This window comes from Roseitranquillus sediminis (assembly GCF_016918935.1).
Classification (GTDB): domain Bacteria; phylum Pseudomonadota; class Alphaproteobacteria; order Rhodobacterales; family Rhodobacteraceae; genus Roseitranquillus; species Roseitranquillus sediminis.
The window spans coordinates 46,423-64,692 of sequence record NZ_JAFFOB010000030.1; the positions used below are offsets into that span (position 1 = coordinate 46,423).

Genomic DNA, 18,270 nt, shown 5'->3' on the forward strand with positions numbered 1-18,270 from the left:
TCCCGTAGCGGGTCGCCAACAAGACCACCCCACAAGTCAGAAGCGCTTCTCCGAACACCGCCAGACAGCCCTGCTGTCGCCGCGTGGAGAACGGTAAGGGCGCTGGGAGTTAAGCTGCCGAGTACGGTTGGGGAGGCGGTGCTTTCGTCGTCTCGAGCGTCCGAGCGAGGGGTCATCTTGCGAACTTCTTGTACTTGATCCGCTTCGGCTCGACCGCGTCCGGGCCCAGGCGGCGCTTCTTGTCTTCCTCGTAGTCCTCGAAGTTGCCCTCGAACCATTCGACGTGGGCCTCGCCCTCGAAGGCGAGGATGTGGGTGCAGAGGCGGTCGAGGAAGAAGCGGTCGTGGCTGATGATCACGGCGCAGCCGGCGAAGTCCTCGAGCGCGTCCTCGAGCGCGCGCAGGGTCTCGACGTCGAGGTCGTTGGTGGGCTCGTCGAGGAGGAGGACGTTGCCGCCGGACTTCAGCAGCTTGGCCATGTGGACACGGTTGCGCTCGCCGCCGGAGAGGAGGCCGACCTTCTTCTGCTGGTCGCCGCCCTTGAAGTTGAAGGCGCCGCAATAGGCGCGGGAGTTCATCTGGGCCTTCCCGAGCTCGATGATCTCGGCGCCGCCGGAGATTTCCTCCCACACGGTCTTGCTCGGGTCGAGGGCGTCGCGGGACTGGTCGACGTAGCTGAGCTCGACGGTGTCGCCGTAGGTGATGGTGCCCTCGTCCGGCTGCTCCTGCCCCGTGAGCATGCGGAAGAGGGTGGTCTTGCCGGCGCCGTTCGGGCCGATGACGCCGACGATGCCGCCCGGGGGGAGCGAGAAGGTCAGGTCCTCGATCAGCTGCTTGTCGCCGAGGTGTTTCCTCAGGCCCTCGACCTCGATCACCTTCTGGCCGAGGCGGGGCCCGTTCGGGACGATGATCTGCGCCTTGCCGACGCGGTCGCGCTCGGACTGGTTCGCGAGCTCTTCGTAGGCGTTGATGCGGGCCTTGGACTTGGCTTGGCGGGCGCGGGGGGAGGCGCGCATCCATTCGAGCTCGCGGGCGAGGGTCTGCTGGCGGGACTTGTCCTCGCGCGCCTCCTGCTCGAGGCGCTTGGCCTTCTGTTCCAGCCAGGAGGAGTAGTTGCCCTCGTACGGGATGCCGCGGCCGCGGTCGAGCTCGAGGATCCAGCCGGTGATGTCGTCGAGGAAGTAGCGGTCGTGGGTGACGATGAGGATCGTGCCCTTGTAGTCGATCAGGTGCTGCTGCAGCCAGGCGATGGTCTCGGCGTCGAGGTGGTTGGTGGGCTCGTCGAGGAGGAGCATGTCGGGCGCCTCGAGCAGGAGCCGGCAGAGGGCGACGCGGCGCGCCTCGCCGCCCGAGAGGGTGTCGGGCATGGCGTCGTCGGGCGGGCAGCGCAGCGCCTCCATGGCGACGTCGATCTGGCTGTCGAGGTCCCAGAGGTTCTGCGCGTCGATCTCGTCCTGGAGCCTGGCCATCTCGTCGGCGGTCTCGTCGGAATAGTTCATGGCGAGTTCGTTGTAGCGCTCGAGGATGGCGCGCTTGGGGGCGACGCCCTCCATCACGTTGCCGCGGACGTCGAGGGCAGGGTCGAGCTGCGGCTCCTGCGGGAGGTAGCCGACGCGGGCGCCCTCCGCCGCCCAGGCTTCGCCGGAGAAGTCCTTGTCGATGCCGGCCATGATGCGGAGGAGGGTGGACTTGCCCGCGCCGTTGGGGCCGACGACGCCGATCTTGACGCCGGGCAGGAACGACAGGCGGATGTTCTCGAACGTCTTCTTGCCGCCCGGGTAGGTCTTGGACACCCGGTCCATGTGGTAGACGTACTGGTAGCTCGCCATGATCCGCTCCCTTGGGTTTCGTCGGTCTTTTAGAGGCGCGGGCGGCAGCATTCAATTCGAGGGTCGGGATGCTTCGATCGGCCGGTATCCGCCTGTTTATACCTGCGCGGGAACCGGTTGATGATGAAGTTGTTGACAGTGGAAATCCGCGGATGGCGCGGATCCGAATCGGAGGATAGACGATGCGGAAACTGTTGCTCACGACGGCGCTGATCATGCCCATTGGGGCCGGCGCGGCCTTTGCGCAGGAGGCCCAGACGCAGGAAAACGAGACGGTCATCATCCAGAGCGATCAGGCCGAGGCCGGTGAAACCGTCGAAGGCGCCGCCGAGGAAGCCGGCGCGGCCGTCGAGCAGGGCGCCGAAGCTGCCGGCGAGGCCGTGCAGGAAGGCGCCGAGGCCGCCGGAGACGCGGTGGAAGGCGCGGCCGAGAATCTCGAGAGCGAGATGCAGGAGGTCGAAGTCGAGACCGAGACCGTCGAGGGCGAAATGGAGGCCGAGACCGTCGAGGGCGAGATGGAAGCCGAGGGCGAGGCACAGTTGTCGGCCGAGGCCGAGCAGTCGATCTCGCGCGAGCAGGCGCCGAACGAGCTGCGGGTCGACTGGATCACCGGCGCGTCGGTCTCGTCGCCCGATGGCGAGAACATTGGTGACGTGAACGACCTGATCCTCGACCGGGAGACCGGCCAGCTGACGGCGGCGGTCATCGGCGTGGGCGGGTTCCTCGGCATCGGCGAAAAGCAGATCGCGGTGAACTGGGACGATCTGCAGGTCGACTATGACGCCAACGAGATCACCTCGAACCTGACGCGCGAGGAGGCTGACGCCGCGCCGGAGTACGTGTTCCGCGATCAGGAGGACGCGCCGGCAGCGACGGGCATGGAAGGTGGCGGCACGGCACCGCTCAACGGCATGGCGCCGGCACCGGCTGGCGGAGTGGCGCCCGCCGATGGAGCGACCCCGCCAGGCGGGATGGTGCCGGCCGATGGCGCGGCCCCGGCGGATACGCAGCAGATAGAGCCGGTCGAGACTCCTGCGGAAGGCGAAGCGCCGGCCGAGGGCGAGGAGATCGAGGAGGTCGAGACGCCACCGGCCAACAACTGATCCGTTCCGTCTGAACCGGGCGCCGCCGGCCATGTGCCGGCGGCGCGATTGCCGTCAGGCGACGCGAAAGCCGGGCCGCTTCGCACCGTGGTCGAAGAGAGCCATCTGCGCGCTGGCCCAGGCGCGGATGTCATAGCGCTCCACCGCTTCCCTGAGACCCGCGAGTCGCGTACGCCGCTCGTCCTCGGGCATGACGAGAGCCTTCTCGAGCGCCTGGTCCATCGAGCGGTGCGAGTAGGGGTTCACGATCACCGCGTTTCCGAGCTGGACTGCCGCGCCCGCGAACTCCGACAGGATCAGGACGCCGTCACCGTCGAGCCGGCTCGACACGAACTCCTTGCAGACAAGGTTCATCCCGTCGGCCAGCGGCGTGATCCAGCAGACGTCGGCCGCCTGATAGTAGGCGATGAGCTGGTCGAACGGAATCGCCCGGCTGATGAGCGCGATCGGCTGCCACTCGAAGGTGCCGAAGCGGCCGTTGATGCGACCCGCGACCTGCTCGATCTCGTTCTGGATGTCGAAATAGACGCGCATGTTGCGGTTGGCGCTGACCGAGACGTGCATCAGGCGCACCTTGCCGCGCAGGTCGGGGCGGTTCTCGAGAACACGCTCGAAGCTCTCCAGCTGCTGCGCGCCGCCCTTGGTGTAGTCGGTGCGGCCTACCGACAGGACCATCTGCGCCTCGCCGACTTCTTTCCTGATAGCGCGGGCCTGCTCCGTCGTGCTCTCCTCGGACGCGAGCTGGCGGATGTAACCGACGTCGACCCCGACCGGCGTCGCGGCGACGGCGATCTCTCGCCCCTCGTAGGAGATGCGGGTGGGCGAACGGCGTTCGGCCAGAGCGCTGCGCTCGTCGAGCTCGCTCTCGGCCACGTACTGGCGCTCGACCACTTCGATGTCGAACATCGACTGCGCCACCTGCACGAAGTTCGCCACGAAGCGCGCGATGTGGAAGCCGACGACGTCGCAGGCCAGCAGGCTCTCGACGATCTCGCGCCGCCACGGCAGCACGTTGAACATGTCGGCCGCGGGAAACGGTGTGTGGTGGAAGAAGCTGATGCGCACGTCGGGGCGCAGCTTGCGCAGGTAGCCCGGCACCAGCCAGAGGTTGTAGTCGTGGACCCAGACCACGGCGTTCTCGGCCGCCTCCGCGGCGGCGGCCTCGGCGAAGGACCAGTTCACCTCGCGGAAGGTCGGCCAGTCGACGGGGTCGTAGTTATACTTCTCCTTGAAGGAGTGCAGGATCGGCCAGAACGCCTCCTTCGACGTGACGTGGTAGAAGGACGACACCTGCGCCGGCGTCAGCGGCAGGCGCGAGACCGAATAGTCGCCGTAGCTGTCGGAGATTTCGACCACGCGTTCGAACTCGGGATTCGAGGGATCTTCCGCGGCCTTCCAAGCGACCCAGGCGCCGTGATCGACGCGGCCGAAGAAGCTCTTGAGGGTGGGGACGATCCCGTTGGGGCTCGCGTTCTCGCGGAACTCGATCTTCCCGTCGACCTCGACCTCCTCGTAGGGCTGGCGGTGATAGACGATGACCAGGTCAGAAGGCATCTCTCGCTCCTTTCGGCAAAGGGTGGAGGTCGAAGGCGGCGATGGCTTCGAGGATGCCGGCGGCGCCGATCGCGCGCGCCTTGTGGACGTGCGCGAGGTGCCGGACGCGGGTGAGGAGCGGCTCCTCCGAGCCGCCGACGGCGACGGCGGGCAGGCCGAGCTCGAGCATGGAGAGGTCGTTCATCGTGTCGCCCGCGACCAGCACGCGGTCCTCGGCAACGCCCATGTGCTTGACGAAGCGGCGCAGCGACGGACCCTTGCTGACGCCGCGCGGCAGGACGTCGAAGTAGCGGTCGGCGGAGATGAGGGTGTCGAGGCCGAGCTCGGCGATCGCATCGTGCGCGCCGGGATCGAACTCGTCCGGCACGAGGTCGTAGCTGACGCGGTAGCGGAAGTCGGTCGGTTGCAGCGTCAGGCCGGGATGCTCGTTCAGGCGCTCGCGCACGCTCTCGCCGGCGTCGCTCCAGCGCTCGGCGATGTCGGCCTCGAGGTCGGGGATCGGGACCAGGCGGCCGCCGGGCTCGACGTGGGCGATGGTGGTGCCGACGTCGCCGACGACGTATTCGGGCCAGGGCACGAGGCCCGCGCAGAGGTCGCGGATGAAGTCGGGATCGCGGCCGGTGACGAAGACGAGGCCGACGGTCGCGCGGTTCCCTTCGATCCAGTCGTAGAGCCGGCGGCGGTCCTCGTCCGAGCCGCCGAGGAAGGTGCCGTCGAGGTCGGTCGCCAGCACCATGCGGCGGTCGGCGAGCGGGGGCAGGTCGGCGAACTGGTCGGGCGTCACTGGAACCTTTCCGTATAGGCGTCGATCGCCTCGCGATCGGTGGGCTGGGTGAGCGAGATGTCGAGATCCTGCGGTTCGGCCGTGATAGGGCGCGACCAGACCTGGGCGAACGCGACCTTGAGCGGCACGCCCTCGTGCAGGATGGCGTGGACCGCCTCGCAGATCGGCATCGGCACGTGGATGCGGCGGGCGAGCTGCACGACCGAGACGGCGTTGACCTCGCCCTCGACCACGACAGGGCGGCCCTCGAAGCACTGGTCGCGCGGGATGCCCTGGCCGAGCTGGACGCCGAGCGACATGTTGCGCGAGGTCTGGCTGGAGCAGGTGAGCACGAGGTCGCCGGCGCCGGAGAGGCCGGTCACCGTCTCGCGCCGGCCGCCGAGGGCCTCGGCGAGCTTCTTCATCTCGTTCATGCCGCGGGTGATGAGGGCGGCGCGGGTGTTCTCGGCGAAGCCCGCGCCGGTCATCATCCCGCAGGCGATGGCTATGACGTTCTTGACGGCGCCGCCGATCTCCACGCCGATGAGGTCGTCGGAGATGTAGGGGCGGAAGCTGTCGCTGCTCATCGAGACGGCGACGCGGGCGGCCACGGAGCGCGACGGCTCCTGGCGGTCTTCGTGACCGAAGGGGAATGCGACCGTCGCTGCGGTGGGGTGCCCGAGTGCCGTCTCGTGGGCGAAGGTCGGGCCGGAGAGCGCGCCGATGGAGTGGCCGGGCAGCTCGGCGCCCGCGACCTCGGTAAGGAGGAGGCCCGAGCCCTGCTCGATCCCCTTGGCGCAGAGCGTGACCGGCACGTGTGGACTCAGGTGCGGCGCGATCATGCGGCAGATGTCGCGCAGAGTCCGGGAGGGGGTCACGATCAGCACCGCCTCGGCGCCGTCGAGGGCGCTGGCGATGTCGGTGGTGGTGCGGATGCCGGCCGGCAGCTCGATACCGGGCAGGTAGCGGGGGTTCTCGCGCCGCGTGGCGATCGCCTCGAGTACCTCGGCGTCGCGCCCCCAGAGGGAGACCTCGCGGCCGGATCGGCGCGCGACCCCGGCCAGCGCCGTGCCCCATGCGCCGGCGCCGACGACGCAGACCCGGGAGTAGGGCTCTGCGCGTATTGAGAGGCGTTCGGTGGCCATGTCGCCCGCTTGATAGCAAGTGCGGCTGTCGCCAGAAAGGCCCGACACCTGCTGGCTGTGCCGAGCTCCAAGAAGTTCACCTGATGTCGGTGCGTGCGCCAACCGCGAACGGCCGATTCGCGCCGTCTTGGCGCCTGCCGCCCAATTTAGTGGCACGAGTTCAACGGCAGGTAGTCGTTCTACTGTTGCATATCCATCTCAGAGGTAGACGAAATGCGCTGGCGCACGCGCAAGTGTCGAGGTGGTTAACGGGAGCTGCAGGTGCCGAGCGTATGCTCCATCTGCGGGCGATTGCTCAATCCGGCAACTGCCTCAAGACGTTGCGGAGATGCGCTGTGCGGCGCTTTCACGGGTCGCGCGAAATAGAGCCAGATCATACTCGCACTACGCGCGTGGCGCTGCGGAAGCGGCATCCAGGGCTGGTCTTGCCGGGCTGGACCGAAGGCGGATTTGCGTCATGATCGGCACCGCTGCAGTGCAAGGCCGCCTGTCAATGAGTCGGCAACGTCCAGATGCTAGCGCTCGCAGTCAATGGTGGGTCCGTACAGCCCTGGTAACGTTAGGAGCGCACATGGTCAGAGTTCGGCTCAGGGATGCGGTGCCCGATCACCTGAAGTACGCGATCGGCAAGGACCCGAAGCATGCCAACCTCTATGACTGGCGGATGGCGTTGTCGCTGTCGGTGCGTGACCGGATCGTCGACACGTGGTTCGACTCGACGCGTGCCAGCTACGCGGCCGGCAAGAAGCGCGTCTACTACCTGTCGATGGAGTTCCTGATCGGGCGCCTGCTGGAGGACGCGATCAAGAACCTCGGGCTGCTCGACGAGGCCGAAGCGGCGATGCGGCCGACAGGTCTGTCCCTGGAGCAGGTGATGTACGACGAGCCCGACGCGGCCTTGGGCAACGGCGGCCTTGGGCGTCTGGCGGCCTGCTTCCTCGAGTCGCTTTCGTCGCTGGGCGTGCCTGCGATGGGCTACGGCATCCGCTACGAGCACGGCCTCTTCCGCCAGCGCTTCGACAACGGGCGCCAGGTCGAGGAGCCCGAGGACTGGCTGCGGCAGGCGCATCCGTGGGAGTTTGCGCGGCCCGAGGCCGCCTTCGAGGTCGGCATCGGCGGCGAGGTCCGGCAGGAGGGGCCGCGCACCGTCTGGCAGACGTCGCGGAGCGTGCTGGCGCAGGCGTTCGACACGCCGGTCATCGGCTGGCAGGGGCGCTGGGCGAACACGCTGCGCCTCTGGGGCGCGCTGCCGACGCACCTGTTCGACCTCGGGCGGTTCAACGCAGGCGACTACGTCGCGGCGGCCGAGCCCGAGACGCTGGCGCGGACGATCAGCCGCGTGCTCTATCCGGACGACAGCACCGAACGCGGCAAACAGCTGCGGCTGGTGCAGGAGTACTTCTTCACCGCCGCCTCGCTGCGCGACATCCTTCGCCGATTCGAGAGCGAGTATCAGGACCTGAGGCTGCTGCCGCAGAAGGTGGCGGTCCAGCTCAACGACACGCACCCCGCGATCGCCGGTCCGGAGCTGGTGCGGCTCCTGCACGACGAGCGCGGCATGGGCCTCGACGAGGCGATCGAGACGGCGCGGCGGTGCCTCAATTATACGAACCACACGCTCCTGCCCGAGGCGCTGGAGAAGTGGCCGGAGCAGCTCTTCTCGCGGATGCTGCCGCGCCACATCCAGCTCATCGAGCGGATCGACGACGCCCACGCCAAGGCGCACCCCGACCGCCGCGCGCGGATCCGTGACCATGGCGACGTGCGGATGGGCGACCTGAGCTTCATCATGGCGAACCGGGTGAACGGCGTCTCGGGGCTGCACACCGAGCTGATGAAGAAGACGGTCTTCGAGGACCTGCACCGGCTGCATCCCGAGAGGATCGTGAACCAGACCAATGGCGTCACGCCCAGGCGCTGGCTCCTGTCGTGCAACCCGCGGCTCTCGGCGCTGATCACCGACTCGATCGGCACCGGCTGGGTGGACGACCTGGAGGAGCTGCAGCGGCTGGAGCAGGTGGTGGACGATCCCGCCTTCCTCGATCGCTATGCCGCGGCGAAGCGGGCCAACAAGTCCGACCTCAGCGACTGGCTGGCCGACACCCGCGGCGTACGGGTCGACCCGCAGGCGATGTTCGACGTTCAGATCAAGCGCATCCATGAATACAAGCGCCAGCACCTCAACATCCTGGAAGCGATCGCGCTCTGGCTCGAGATCCGCGACAACCCGAACGGCAACTGGGTGCCGCGGGTCAAGATATTCGGCGGCAAGGCGGCGCCGGGCTACTTCTACGCCAAGGAGATCATCCACCTCATCAACTCGGTCTCGCGCGTGCTGAACGCGGACGCGCAGACGAACCAGTACCTGCAGGTGGTCTATCCGGCGAACTACAACGTGAGCCTGGCGGAACGGCTGATCCCGGCCGCGGACCTCAGCGAGCAGGTCTCGACCGCCGGCAAGGAGGCGTCGGGCACCGGCAACATGAAGCTCGCGCTGAACGGGGCGCTGACGGTCGGGACGCTCGACGGCGCCAACGTCGAGATCCGCGAGCAGGTGGGCGCCGACAACTTCTTCCTCTTCGGCATGACCGCCGATCAGGTCGAAGAGCGGCGCCAGGTGCACGACCACGCGGCCGAGGCCGTCGCGCGGGATCCGCGGCTGCAGCGTGCGATCGAGGCGATCCGGAACGGTACCTTCTCGCCCGATGAACGCGACCGGTTCGCGAACATCGCGGACGACCTGGCGCGGCGGGACTACTTCCTGGTGAGCTCGGACTTCAGCGACTACTGGCGCGCACAGCGCGAGGTGGATGGAGCGTTCCGCGAGACCGGCCGCTGGACGCGGATGGCGGCGCTCAACACCGCGCGATCGGGCTGGTTCTCGTCCGACCGCACCATCCGCGGCTACATGGCCGACGTCTGGGGCGCCGAGGCGGTGGGTCTCGGCGAAACAATCGAGGCTGACGGCTTGCCGTCGGAACGCAATGCCATACCCTTGGAGGCATGAGCCCGGATAACTCGGCAACGGCCCCCGCCCTGAACCTGTCGTCCGATGTCATCGGTCGGCTCGACTCGGGAATGCATGACGACCCGTTCGCGGTCCTCGGCCCTCAAGGCCAGGGGCGCGACCGGATCGTGACCGCGCTCGATCCCGGTGCCGAACGGCTCTGGGTCCTGACGCCCGAGGGTGAGCACGAGCTGGAGCGCGTGGGCCAGATGGTCTTTTCCGGGTCCGCGCCGGGCGAGGGCGCCTACCGCCTGAAGGGCGAAGGCCACGGCCGGACCTGGGAGTACGAGGACGCCTACCGCTTCGGCGCGGTGATGGGCGAGCTCGACGAGTACCTTCTCGGCGAGGGCACGCACCTCAGGCTCTGGAACGCGCTGGGCGCCCACGTGATGGAGCACGAGGGCTGCCGCGGCACGCACTTCGCCGTCTGGGCGCCGAACGCGCGACGCGTGTCGGTGGTGGCGGGCTTCAACGGCTGGGACGGGCGCCGCCACGTGATGCGCAGGCGTGGCGCGACCGGCGTCTGGGAGATCTTCGTTCCCGGCATCGGCGAGGGCGAGGCCTACAAGTACGAGATCATCGGCCCGGACGGCAGCCTGATGCCGACGAAGGCAGACCCGGTTGGCTTCGGCAGCCAGCACCCGCCCGAGAACGCCAGCGTCGTGCGCGACATCAAGGGCTACGGCTGGAAGGATTCCGGCTGGATGGACAAGCGCCAGGAGCGCAACGCCCGGACCGCGCCGATCTCGGTCTACGAGGTGCATCTCGGCTCGTGGCGTCGCCGCGTAAACGAGGGCAACCGTCCGATCAGCTACAAGGAGGCCGCCGAGGAGCTGATCGGCTACGTCAAGGACATGGGCTTCAGCCATATCGAGCTGCTGCCGATCAGCGAGTTTCCGTTCGATGGCTCGTGGGGCTATCAGCCGGTCGGAATGTTCGCGCCAACGATCCGGTTTGGTCCCCCGCACGAGTTCCGCGACCTGGTCGAGGCCGCGCACGCGGCCGACATCGGCCTGATCCTCGACTGGGTGCCGGGGCACTTCCCGACCGACCCGCACGGCCTTGGTCGTTTCGACGGAACCGCGCTCTACGAGCATGCCGACCCTCGCGAAGGCTTCCACCAGGACTGGAACACGCTGATCTACAATTACGGTCGCGTGGAGGTCGCCAACTACCTCGTCTCCAATGCGCTCTACTGGCTGGAGGAGTACCACATCGACGGGCTGCGCGTGGATGCGGTGGCCTCGATGCTCTACCGCGACTATTCGCGGCAGGAGGGCCAATGGGTTCCGAACATCCACGGTGGGCGTGAGAATTACGAGGCGATCGCCGTGCTGCAGCGGATGAACGTCGAGACCTACGGCAACCATCCCGGCATCATGACCGTGGCCGAGGAATCGACCAGCTTCCCGGGCGTGTCGCAGCCGGTGGACTGCGGCGGACTGGGCTTCGGCTACAAGTGGAACATGGGGTGGATGAATGACACCCTGAGTTACATGCAGAAGGATCCGCTCTACCGCCGGCACCATCACCATCAGATGACGTTCGGCCTGCACTACGCCTTCAGCGAGAACTTCATCCTGCCGATCAGCCACGACGAGGTCGTGCACGGCAAAGGTTCGATGCTCAACAAGATGCCCGGCAACGGCTGGGAGAAGTTTGCCAACCTGCGCGCCTACTACGGCTTCATGTGGGGCCATCCGGGTAAGAAGCTCCTGTTCATGGGGCAGGAGTTCGCCCAGGCAGCTGAGTGGAACCACAACACGCAGCTCGACTGGCACGCCGCCCAGCAGCCGGCAAACGCCGGAATCCAGCGCCTGGTGCGTGACCTGAACACGCTCTACCGCGACCATCCGGCGTTGCACGTCAAGGACTGCGAGCCGGAGGGATTCCGCTGGATCGAGGCGAACAACGCCGATGAGTCGATCTATGCCTGGTGCCGCTACGGCGACGAGGGCGACCCGCCGGTGGTGGTGATTTGCAATTTCACTCCGGTCGAGCGGACCTGGCGCTGCGGCCTGCCGCTCGAGGGCCGCTGGAAGGAGGCACTCAACACGGACGCCGATATCTACGGCGGTGGCAACCGCGGCAACATGGGTGGTGTCGATGCCGCTGCCGAAGAACATCATGGCCAGCCGGCCTCGGCCACTGTTACGCTTCCCCCACTGGCAACGGTGATCCTGACCTACGAGGGCGCCTGAACAACAAGCAGACCGGGGGGAAGCAATGGTACATCCGACGCAGCGGCTAACCAGCCGCAGCATGGCGTTCGTGCTTGCGGGCGGACGCGGGAGCCGGCTCAAGGAGCTGACGGATTACCGGGCCAAGCCGGCGGTTCCCTTCGGCGGCAAGGCGCGGATCATCGACTTCGCATTGTCGAACGCGCTGAACTCGGGCATCCGCAAGATGGCGATTGCCACGCAGTACAAGGCGCATAGCCTGATCCGGCACTGCCAGCGCGGCTGGAACTTCTTCCGCGCCGAGCGGAACGAGTACCTCGACATCCTGCCGGCGTCGCAGCGCGTGAGCGAGACGCAATGGTACCTGGGCACCGCCGACGCGGTGACGCAGAACATCGACATCGTCGACAGCTATGACGTCGACTTCATCGTCGTGCTGGCGGGCGATCACGTCTACAAGATGGACTACGAGGTCATGCTGCAGCAGCACTGCGACAGCGGCGCCGACGTGACGGTCGGGTGCCTGACGGTGCCGCGCATGGAGGCCGTGGCGTTCGGCGTGATGCATGTGGACGAGGACGACCGCATCACCTCGTTCCTCGAAAAGCCGGCCGATCCGCCGGGCACGCCCGCCGATCCGAACGTGGCGCTGGCCTCGATGGGGATCTACGTCTTTGCCTGGCCCTACCTGCGCGAGCTGCTGCGCAAGGACGCTGCGGACCCGCAGAGCAAGCACGATTTCGGCGGCGACATCATTCCGGACATCGTGAAGCACGGGAAGGCGGTCGCGCACCGCTTCGACGAGAGCTGCGTGCGGCCGGACGGCGACCCGGCCTACTGGCGCGACGCGGGCACGGTCGACGCATTCTGGAAGGCCAATGTCGACCTGACCGACTTCGATCCCGATCTCGACCTCTGGGACCGGGAGTGGCCCATCTGGACCTATTCTGAGCAGATGCCGCCGGCCAAGTTCATTCACGACCAGGAGGACCGGCGCGGCGTGGCGATCAGCTCGCTGGTGTCGGGCGGGTGCATCATCTCGGGCACTGAAGTGCGGAACTCGCTGCTCTTTACGCAGGTCCACGCCAATTCCTACTCGACGCTGGAATACGCGGTCGTGCTGCCGCGCGTGACGATCGGGCGCCGGGCGAGCCTGAAGCGGGTGGTGATCGATTCCGACGTCAACATTCCCGAGCGGCTGGTCGTGGGCGAGGATCCCGAGGAGGACGCGAAGTGGTTTCGCGTCACCGACGGCGGCGTCACCCTCATCACCCAGGACATGCTGAACAGGCGAGCCGCCGCCCAATGAGGGCGGTGCTGTCGGTCGCATCCGAATGCGCGCCGCTGGTCAAGACCGGCGGTCTGGCGGACGTGGTCGGTGCGCTACCGGCGGCGCTCGCCCGGCAGGGCTGGGACATGCGGGTGATGCTGCCGGCCTATCCGCAGGTCCGCGCGGCGGTCGAGCCGGGCCCGACGGTGATGGAGGAGGACGACCTCTTCGGCGGCCCCGGCCGGGTCGTGCGCGCCACGGCGGCCGGTCTGCAGCTCTACCTCGTCGATGCGCCGCACCTCTTCGAGCGGGAGGGCTCGATCTATCTCGGCGCCGACCGGCGCGACTGGCCGGACAACCCCGAGCGCTTCGCGGCGCTCTCGTGGCTAGCCGCGCGGCTGGCGCGCGAGGGGGACGGCGAGTGGCGCCCGGAACTGGCGCACGGGCACGACTGGCAGGCGGGGCTGATGCCGCTCTACCTCGCGCGGCACGTGCCGACGATCATGACCGTGCACAACATCGCCTTCCACGGCCTCGCGCCGGCGGACCGTCGCCACTGGCTGAGGCTGCCGGAGGCGGGCTTCAACGCCGACGGCTATGAGTACTGGGGGCAGGTGAGCGCGCTGAAGGCGGGGCTGGTCCATGCCGACCGGCTGACGACCGTCAGCCCGACCTATGCCGAGGAGCTGCAGACGCCCGAGTTCGGGATGGGGCTCGACGGGCTGATCCGGCACCGGGCCGGCGCGCTCCAGGGCATCCTGAACGGCATCGACACCGAGGCGTGGAACCCCGCGATGGACCCGGCGATCGCCGGCTACGACGCGCCTGAGGGAAAGGTCGCGGCGCGGCGCGACCTGATGATCGAGATGGGGCTGGAGGAGGGGACGGGTCCAATCGCCTGCGTCGTCTCGCGGCTCACATCGCAGAAGGGTCTCGACCTCTTGCTCGAGGCGCTGCCTGCGCTGCTCGAGCGGGACGGGCGGCTCGTGCTGCTGGGCTCAGGCGACGCTGAACTCGAGGACGCCTGGCGGCGGATGGAGGAGGCGCATCCGACGCGGGTCGCGGTGCGCATCGGCTATGACGAGGCGCTGTCGCACCGGATCATCGCCGGCTCGGACGCGATCCTCATCCCGTCGCGGTTCGAGCCCTGCGGTCTGACGCAGCTCTACGGCCTGCGCTACGGGACGGTCCCGGTCGTGGCTCTGACTGGCGGACTGGCGGACACGGTGATCGATGCCAACCCGATGGCGCTGCGCAGCGGTGTCGCGACCGGGCTGCAGTTCCGCCCGATCACCGCGCTGAAGCTCACGAACACGCTCTGCCGTCTCTGCGACCTCTTCGACCGGCCGGAGCTTTTCCGCGAGATCCAGAACAACGCGATGCGCCAGCCGGTGGGCTGGGACGCCTCTGCCGCCGACTACGCGGCGCTCTACGCCGAGGTGACGGCGGCCCCATGACGAGCCACGCAATCAGGGGCGGGCGGCCTGCGCCGCTCGGCGCAACGTTTGAGGGTGACGGCGTCAACTTCGCCGTGTTCTCCGTCCACGCAACGAGGATGGTGCTCTGCCTCTTCTCCGACGACGGACGGACCGAGGTGCAGCGGATCGACCTGCCCGAGCGCGACGGCGACGTCTGGCACGGCTTCATCCCGGGCCTGCGCCCCGGGCAGATGTACGGCTTCCGCGCCCACGGCCCCTACGACCCGCGGCACGGACACCGCTTCAATGCCAACAAGCTCCTGATCGACCCCTACGCCAAGCGGCTGACCGCGCATCCGCGCTGGCACGACGCGCTGATGGGATACCGCGTCGGCCACGCCGACGGCGACCTTTCCTTCGACACCCGCGACAGCGCGCCCTACATGCCGCGCTCGGTCGTCGAGGACCCGACATTCTCGTGGGGGCGCGACAGGTCGCCTGCCATACCGGCTGACCAGACGATCATCTACGAGGCGCACGTCAAGGGACTGACGGCGCGGCACCCGCGGGCGGCGCATCCCGGCACCTTCCTCGGGCTCGCCTCGGACCCGATGCTGGAGCACCTGACGGACCTCGGCATCACGGCGATCGAACTCCTGCCCGCGCAGGCATTCCTCAACGACCGTTTCCTGGTCGACAAGGGCCTGACCAACTACTGGGGCTACCAGACCTTGGGCTTCTTCGCCCCCGATCCGCGCTACCTTCATGCCGGGCAGATCGCCGAGTTTCAGCAGATGGTGGCGCGGCTGCACGCGGCCGGCATCGAGGTGCTGATGGACGTGGTCTACAACCACACCTGCGAGGGCGATGAGCGCGGGCCGACCCTGGCCTTCCGCGGCCTCGACAACGCCAGCTACTATCGCCTGATGCCGCAGGACCGGCGCTACTACGTCAACGACACCGGCACCGGCAACACGGTCAACGTGGATCATCCGATGGTGCTCCGGATGATCATGGACTCGCTCCGATACTGGGTCGAGGTGATGCATGTCGACGGTTTCCGCTTCGACCTCTGCGCCACGCTCGGCCGGGTGAACGAGGGCGGGTTCGACAGCGGCGCGGCGTTTTTCGATGCAGTGCGGCAGGATCCGGTCCTGACCCGCGTCAAGCTCATAGCCGAGCCGTGGGACATTGGGCCCGGCGGCTATCAGCTCGGCGCCTTCCCGCCGCCCTTCATGGAGTGGAACGACAAGTTTCGCGATGGCATTCGCCGCTTCTGGCGTGGCGACAAGGGCATGGTCCCCGAGGTCGCCGACCGCCTGACAGGTTCGGCCAACCAGTTCGATCATTCGGGCCGGCCGGCGACTGTGAGCGTCAACATGCTGACCTCGCACGACGGATTCACGCTGACGGACGTGGTCAGCTACAGCCGACGGCACAACCTCGCCAACGGCGAGCAGGGCCGCGACGGCCACCCGGAGAACTTCTCCGACAACATGGGTCACGAGGGGCCGAGCCGCGATCCCGCCATCGTCGCCGCGCGCGCCCGGCGCCGGCGCAACATGATGGCGACGCTGCTCCTCAGCCAAGGCACGCCGATGATCCTGGGCGGCGACGAGATCGGCAACAGCCAGCGCGGCAACAACAACGCCTACAACCAGGATAACGCGACGGGCTGGATCGACTGGACACGCGCCGACGACGCCTTTCTCGAATTCACAAGGAAGATGATCGCCTTCCGCAAGGAGCAGCCGATTCTGCGCCAGAAGCGTTTTCTGCACTCTCGCGAGCGAACCGAAGACCGCATCGAGGATTTGTTCTGGCGTCGTCCCGATGGAAAGAGGATGACGCGCAAGGACTGGGAGGATCCCGAGTTGCAGATCGTTTGCGCCGAAATCAGGACCGCCGGCGGATCGCCGTCCTACGCCGCGCTGGCCGACGCGGTCTTCGCCGTCTTCAACGCAGGCGCGGAGGTCGAGGTGACGCTGCCCGAGCCGACCGAAGGCCGTCACTGGACCTGGTGCATCGACACCGCCGAGCCCGAGCGCGAGGAGGCCTCCGTCTCGGGAAGCGTGACCGTGGCGGGGCAGTCGGTCGCAGTCTTCGTCAAGAGCGCCGACGATGACTGAGCCGCTGGAGGATCTGGCCCGTGAGGCGGGCGTCGCGGTCTCCTACGTGGATCAGATGGGCGACATCCGGACCGCCTCGCCAGAGACGCTGCGGGCCATTCTCGCCGCACTCGAGATGCCGGCGGCCACCGACGGCGAGGCAGCCGAGACGCTTGGCGCGCTGCGCGAGCGCGATGGGGCGCGCCGGGTGCCGGAATGGCAAGTGGTGGAGGCGGGGCGACTTGCCCCGGCCGAAACGGACTGGGCCGTCACCACCGAGGCCGGCGAGACGGTCGAGGGCGGAGCGGCTGACACCGTAGACTTGCCGCCCGGCTATCACCGTCTGCGGGTCGGGTCCGACACCTGCCTGCTGCTGGCGGTGCCGCCGCGCGCGCCGCTGCCCCAGCGGGACTGGGGCGTCACGTTGCCGCTCTACGGCCTGCGGCCGGCCGAGGTGGGCGGCATCGGCGACTACGCCGACCTTGCCAGCGCGGTGCTGGCGCTCGGCAGGCAGGGCGCGAGCTTCGTGGGCATCAACCCGATCCACGCGGGCTTCCTTGAGGATGCCGGCGCGGTCAGCCCCTATTCGCCGTCGCACCGCCGGCGGCTCAACGCGCTGCACGTGGCGGTGCCCGAGGGCGACCATCCCGGCTGGAGCCTCATCGACTACGACGAGGCGGTGCCGGCCAAGCGGGCGCGGCTCGCCCGCGCCTTTGAGCGCTTCCGCGCAGGAGGCGGAGATGCGGAATTCGACGCCTGGGTGGCCTCTGAAGGCGAGCCGCTCAGGACATTCGCCGTCCACCAGGCGCTCTCCGAGGTCCACGGCTCCTACTGGTCCGGCTGGCCGAAGGCGCTGCAGGATGCGCGCTCGCCCGAGGTCGCGGCCTTTGCCAACGGAGCGGGCGATCGGATCGTCTACCACCAGTTCCTGCAGTGGCGGGCGGCACAGCAGCTCGGCGCAGTGGCGCGGGCGGCGGACCAGGTGGGGATGAGCCACGGCCTCTACCTCGACCTCGCGGTCGGCACGCACCCGCACGGAGCGGAGACCTGGACCGACCCGGGCGCCTTCGCGAGCGGCGTCTCGCTTGGCGCGCCGCCCGACGCCTTCTCCGCCGAGGGGCAGAACTGGGGCCTGGCGCCGCTGTCGCCGCGGGCGCTGGTGGCGGATGGCTTCCGGCCGCTGATCGAGACGCTGCGAATGCAACTCAACTACGCGCGGCTTCTCAGGATCGACCACATCCTGGGGTTCGAGCGCGCCTTCTGGGTGCCTCAGGGCGCGCCGGGCACCTACGTCACCATGCCCAAGGCGGCGATGCTGGCGGTGGTGCGGATCGAGGCCCATCGTGCGGGTGCGGTCGTCGTCGGCGAGGATCTGGGCAACGTGCCCGAGGGCCTGCAGGACGACATGAGCGATGCCGGGCTGCTCGGCTGTCGCGTCGCGATGTTCGAGCGGGACGAGGAGCGGTTCCGCCCGCCGCCGGAGTGGGAGCCGCGGGCGCTGGCCTCATTCGGCACCCATGACCTTCCGACCTTCGCAGGATGGCGCCGCGGCTGCGACATCGACTGGCGGCACCGGATCGGCGACATCGACGGCGAGACTGCAGCCGAGGCGCGACGCGACCGCGCCCGCGACGTGGAGGAGTTCGCCACGCTGGCCGGGGGCGAGGGGGTCGACGAAATGCACGCGCATCTTTCGCGCACCGCCTCGGCGTTGGTCGCTCTGCAGATTGAGGATATCCTGGAGCTCGAGGAGCAGCCGAACCTGCCCGGCACGGTGGACGAGCATCCGAACTGGCGCCGCAGGCTGCCGCTTGGGCCCGAGGCGCTGGCGGACGACGTCCGGGTGGCACGCGCGGCCGGGATAATGTCCGAGAATGGACGCTAGGAGGGACAG

At 68.2% G+C, this 18,270-nt stretch carries 11 protein-coding genes; 7 read left to right on the forward strand and 4 right to left on the reverse strand.

Going from position 1 to position 18,270, the window contains the following annotated elements; translation table 11 throughout:
• Nucleotides 1–172: 172 nt before the first annotated feature.
• On the reverse strand, nucleotides 173–1,828 hold the full coding sequence (gene ettA, locus JM664_RS18135) for an energy-dependent translational throttle protein EttA (protein ID WP_227421345.1): 1,656 nt from the start codon (nucleotides 1,826–1,828) through the stop codon (nucleotides 173–175).
• A gap of 182 nt (nucleotides 1,829–2,010) precedes the next feature.
• Between ettA and JM664_RS18140 the strand changes: the two genes are divergently transcribed.
• Nucleotides 2,011–2,931, forward strand: coding sequence for a PRC-barrel domain-containing protein (locus JM664_RS18140; protein WP_227421346.1), 921 nt, complete (start codon nucleotides 2,011–2,013; stop codon nucleotides 2,929–2,931).
• Between the two features lie 54 nt (nucleotides 2,932–2,985).
• On the opposite strand, the gene ggpS is transcribed toward JM664_RS18140, so the two are convergent.
• From ggpS to JM664_RS18155, 3 genes are read right to left on the reverse strand one after another with little or no spacing between them, the layout of a single operon-like run.
• Nucleotides 2,986–4,485, reverse strand: coding sequence for a glucosylglycerol-phosphate synthase (ggpS, locus tag JM664_RS18145; protein WP_227421347.1), 1,500 nt, complete (start codon nucleotides 4,483–4,485; stop codon nucleotides 2,986–2,988).
• Nucleotides 4,475–5,221, reverse strand: a complete 747-nt coding sequence (locus JM664_RS18150; protein ID WP_227421405.1) for an HAD-IIB family hydrolase — start codon at nucleotides 5,219–5,221, stop codon at nucleotides 4,475–4,477. The genes ggpS and JM664_RS18150 overlap by 11 nt, the downstream gene beginning before the upstream one ends.
• Before the next feature lie 44 nt (nucleotides 5,222–5,265).
• Nucleotides 5,266–6,393 carry an NAD(P)H-dependent glycerol-3-phosphate dehydrogenase gene (locus JM664_RS18155; protein ID WP_227421348.1) on the reverse strand — a complete coding sequence of 376 codons (1,128 nt, stop codon included), beginning with the start codon at nucleotides 6,391–6,393 and terminating at the stop codon, nucleotides 5,266–5,268.
• 571 nt (nucleotides 6,394–6,964) lie between these two features.
• Between JM664_RS18155 and JM664_RS18160 the strand changes: the two genes are divergently transcribed.
• The 6 genes from JM664_RS18160 to malQ are packed head-to-tail and all read left to right on the forward strand — an operon-like array spanning nucleotide 6,965 to nucleotide 18,261.
• The gene (locus tag JM664_RS18160) at nucleotides 6,965–9,400 is read left to right on the forward strand and encodes a glycogen/starch/alpha-glucan phosphorylase (RefSeq protein WP_227421349.1); all 2,436 of its coding nucleotides are present in this window, start codon (nucleotides 6,965–6,967) and stop codon (nucleotides 9,398–9,400) included.
• On the forward strand, nucleotides 9,397–11,601 hold the full coding sequence (gene glgB / locus JM664_RS18165; protein WP_227421350.1) for a 1,4-alpha-glucan branching protein GlgB: 2,205 nt from the start codon (nucleotides 9,397–9,399) through the stop codon (nucleotides 11,599–11,601). Before JM664_RS18160 ends, glgB begins: the two co-directional genes overlap by 4 nt.
• A gap of 25 nt (nucleotides 11,602–11,626) precedes the next feature.
• Nucleotides 11,627–12,889 carry a glucose-1-phosphate adenylyltransferase gene (gene glgC, locus JM664_RS18170; protein ID WP_227421351.1) on the forward strand — a complete coding sequence of 421 codons (1,263 nt, stop codon included), beginning with the start codon at nucleotides 11,627–11,629 and terminating at the stop codon, nucleotides 12,887–12,889.
• Nucleotides 12,886–14,307 (forward strand): glycogen synthase GlgA, encoded by a 1,422-nt coding sequence (gene glgA, locus JM664_RS18175; RefSeq protein WP_227421352.1) that lies wholly within the window; start codon nucleotides 12,886–12,888, stop codon nucleotides 14,305–14,307. The genes glgC and glgA overlap by 4 nt, the downstream gene beginning before the upstream one ends.
• Nucleotides 14,304–16,397, forward strand: a complete 2,094-nt coding sequence (gene glgX, locus JM664_RS18180; RefSeq protein WP_227421353.1) for a glycogen debranching protein GlgX — start codon at nucleotides 14,304–14,306, stop codon at nucleotides 16,395–16,397. The genes glgA and glgX overlap by 4 nt, the downstream gene beginning before the upstream one ends.
• The gene (gene malQ / locus JM664_RS18185; protein WP_227421354.1) at nucleotides 16,390–18,261 is read left to right on the forward strand and encodes a 4-alpha-glucanotransferase; all 1,872 of its coding nucleotides are present in this window, start codon (nucleotides 16,390–16,392) and stop codon (nucleotides 18,259–18,261) included. The genes glgX and malQ overlap by 8 nt, the downstream gene beginning before the upstream one ends.
• The last annotated feature ends 9 nt before the right edge of the window (nucleotides 18,262–18,270 follow it).

Excerpts from the sequence above, each read along its gene's own strand:
- ettA (WP_227421345.1), bottom strand. The coding sequence starts at position 1,828 with ATGGCGAGCTACCAGTACGTCTACCACATGGACCGGGTGTCCAAGACC.
- JM664_RS18140 (WP_227421346.1), top strand. The coding sequence starts at position 2,011 with ATGCGGAAACTGTTGCTCACGACGGCGCTGATCATGCCCATTGGGGCC.
- ggpS (WP_227421347.1), bottom strand. The coding sequence starts at position 4,485 with ATGCCTTCTGACCTGGTCATCGTCTATCACCGCCAGCCCTACGAGGAG.
- JM664_RS18150 (WP_227421405.1), bottom strand. The coding sequence starts at position 5,221 with ATGGTGCTGGCGACCGACCTCGACGGCACCTTCCTCGGCGGCTCGGAC.
- JM664_RS18155 (WP_227421348.1), bottom strand. The coding sequence starts at position 6,393 with ATGGCCACCGAACGCCTCTCAATACGCGCAGAGCCCTACTCCCGGGTC.
- JM664_RS18160 (WP_227421349.1), top strand. The coding sequence starts at position 6,965 with ATGGTCAGAGTTCGGCTCAGGGATGCGGTGCCCGATCACCTGAAGTAC.
- glgB (WP_227421350.1), top strand. The coding sequence starts at position 9,397 with ATGAGCCCGGATAACTCGGCAACGGCCCCCGCCCTGAACCTGTCGTCC.
- glgC (WP_227421351.1), top strand. The coding sequence starts at position 11,627 with ATGGTACATCCGACGCAGCGGCTAACCAGCCGCAGCATGGCGTTCGTG.
- glgA (WP_227421352.1), top strand. The coding sequence starts at position 12,886 with ATGAGGGCGGTGCTGTCGGTCGCATCCGAATGCGCGCCGCTGGTCAAG.
- glgX (WP_227421353.1), top strand. The coding sequence starts at position 14,304 with ATGACGAGCCACGCAATCAGGGGCGGGCGGCCTGCGCCGCTCGGCGCA.
- malQ (WP_227421354.1), top strand. The coding sequence starts at position 16,390 with ATGACTGAGCCGCTGGAGGATCTGGCCCGTGAGGCGGGCGTCGCGGTC.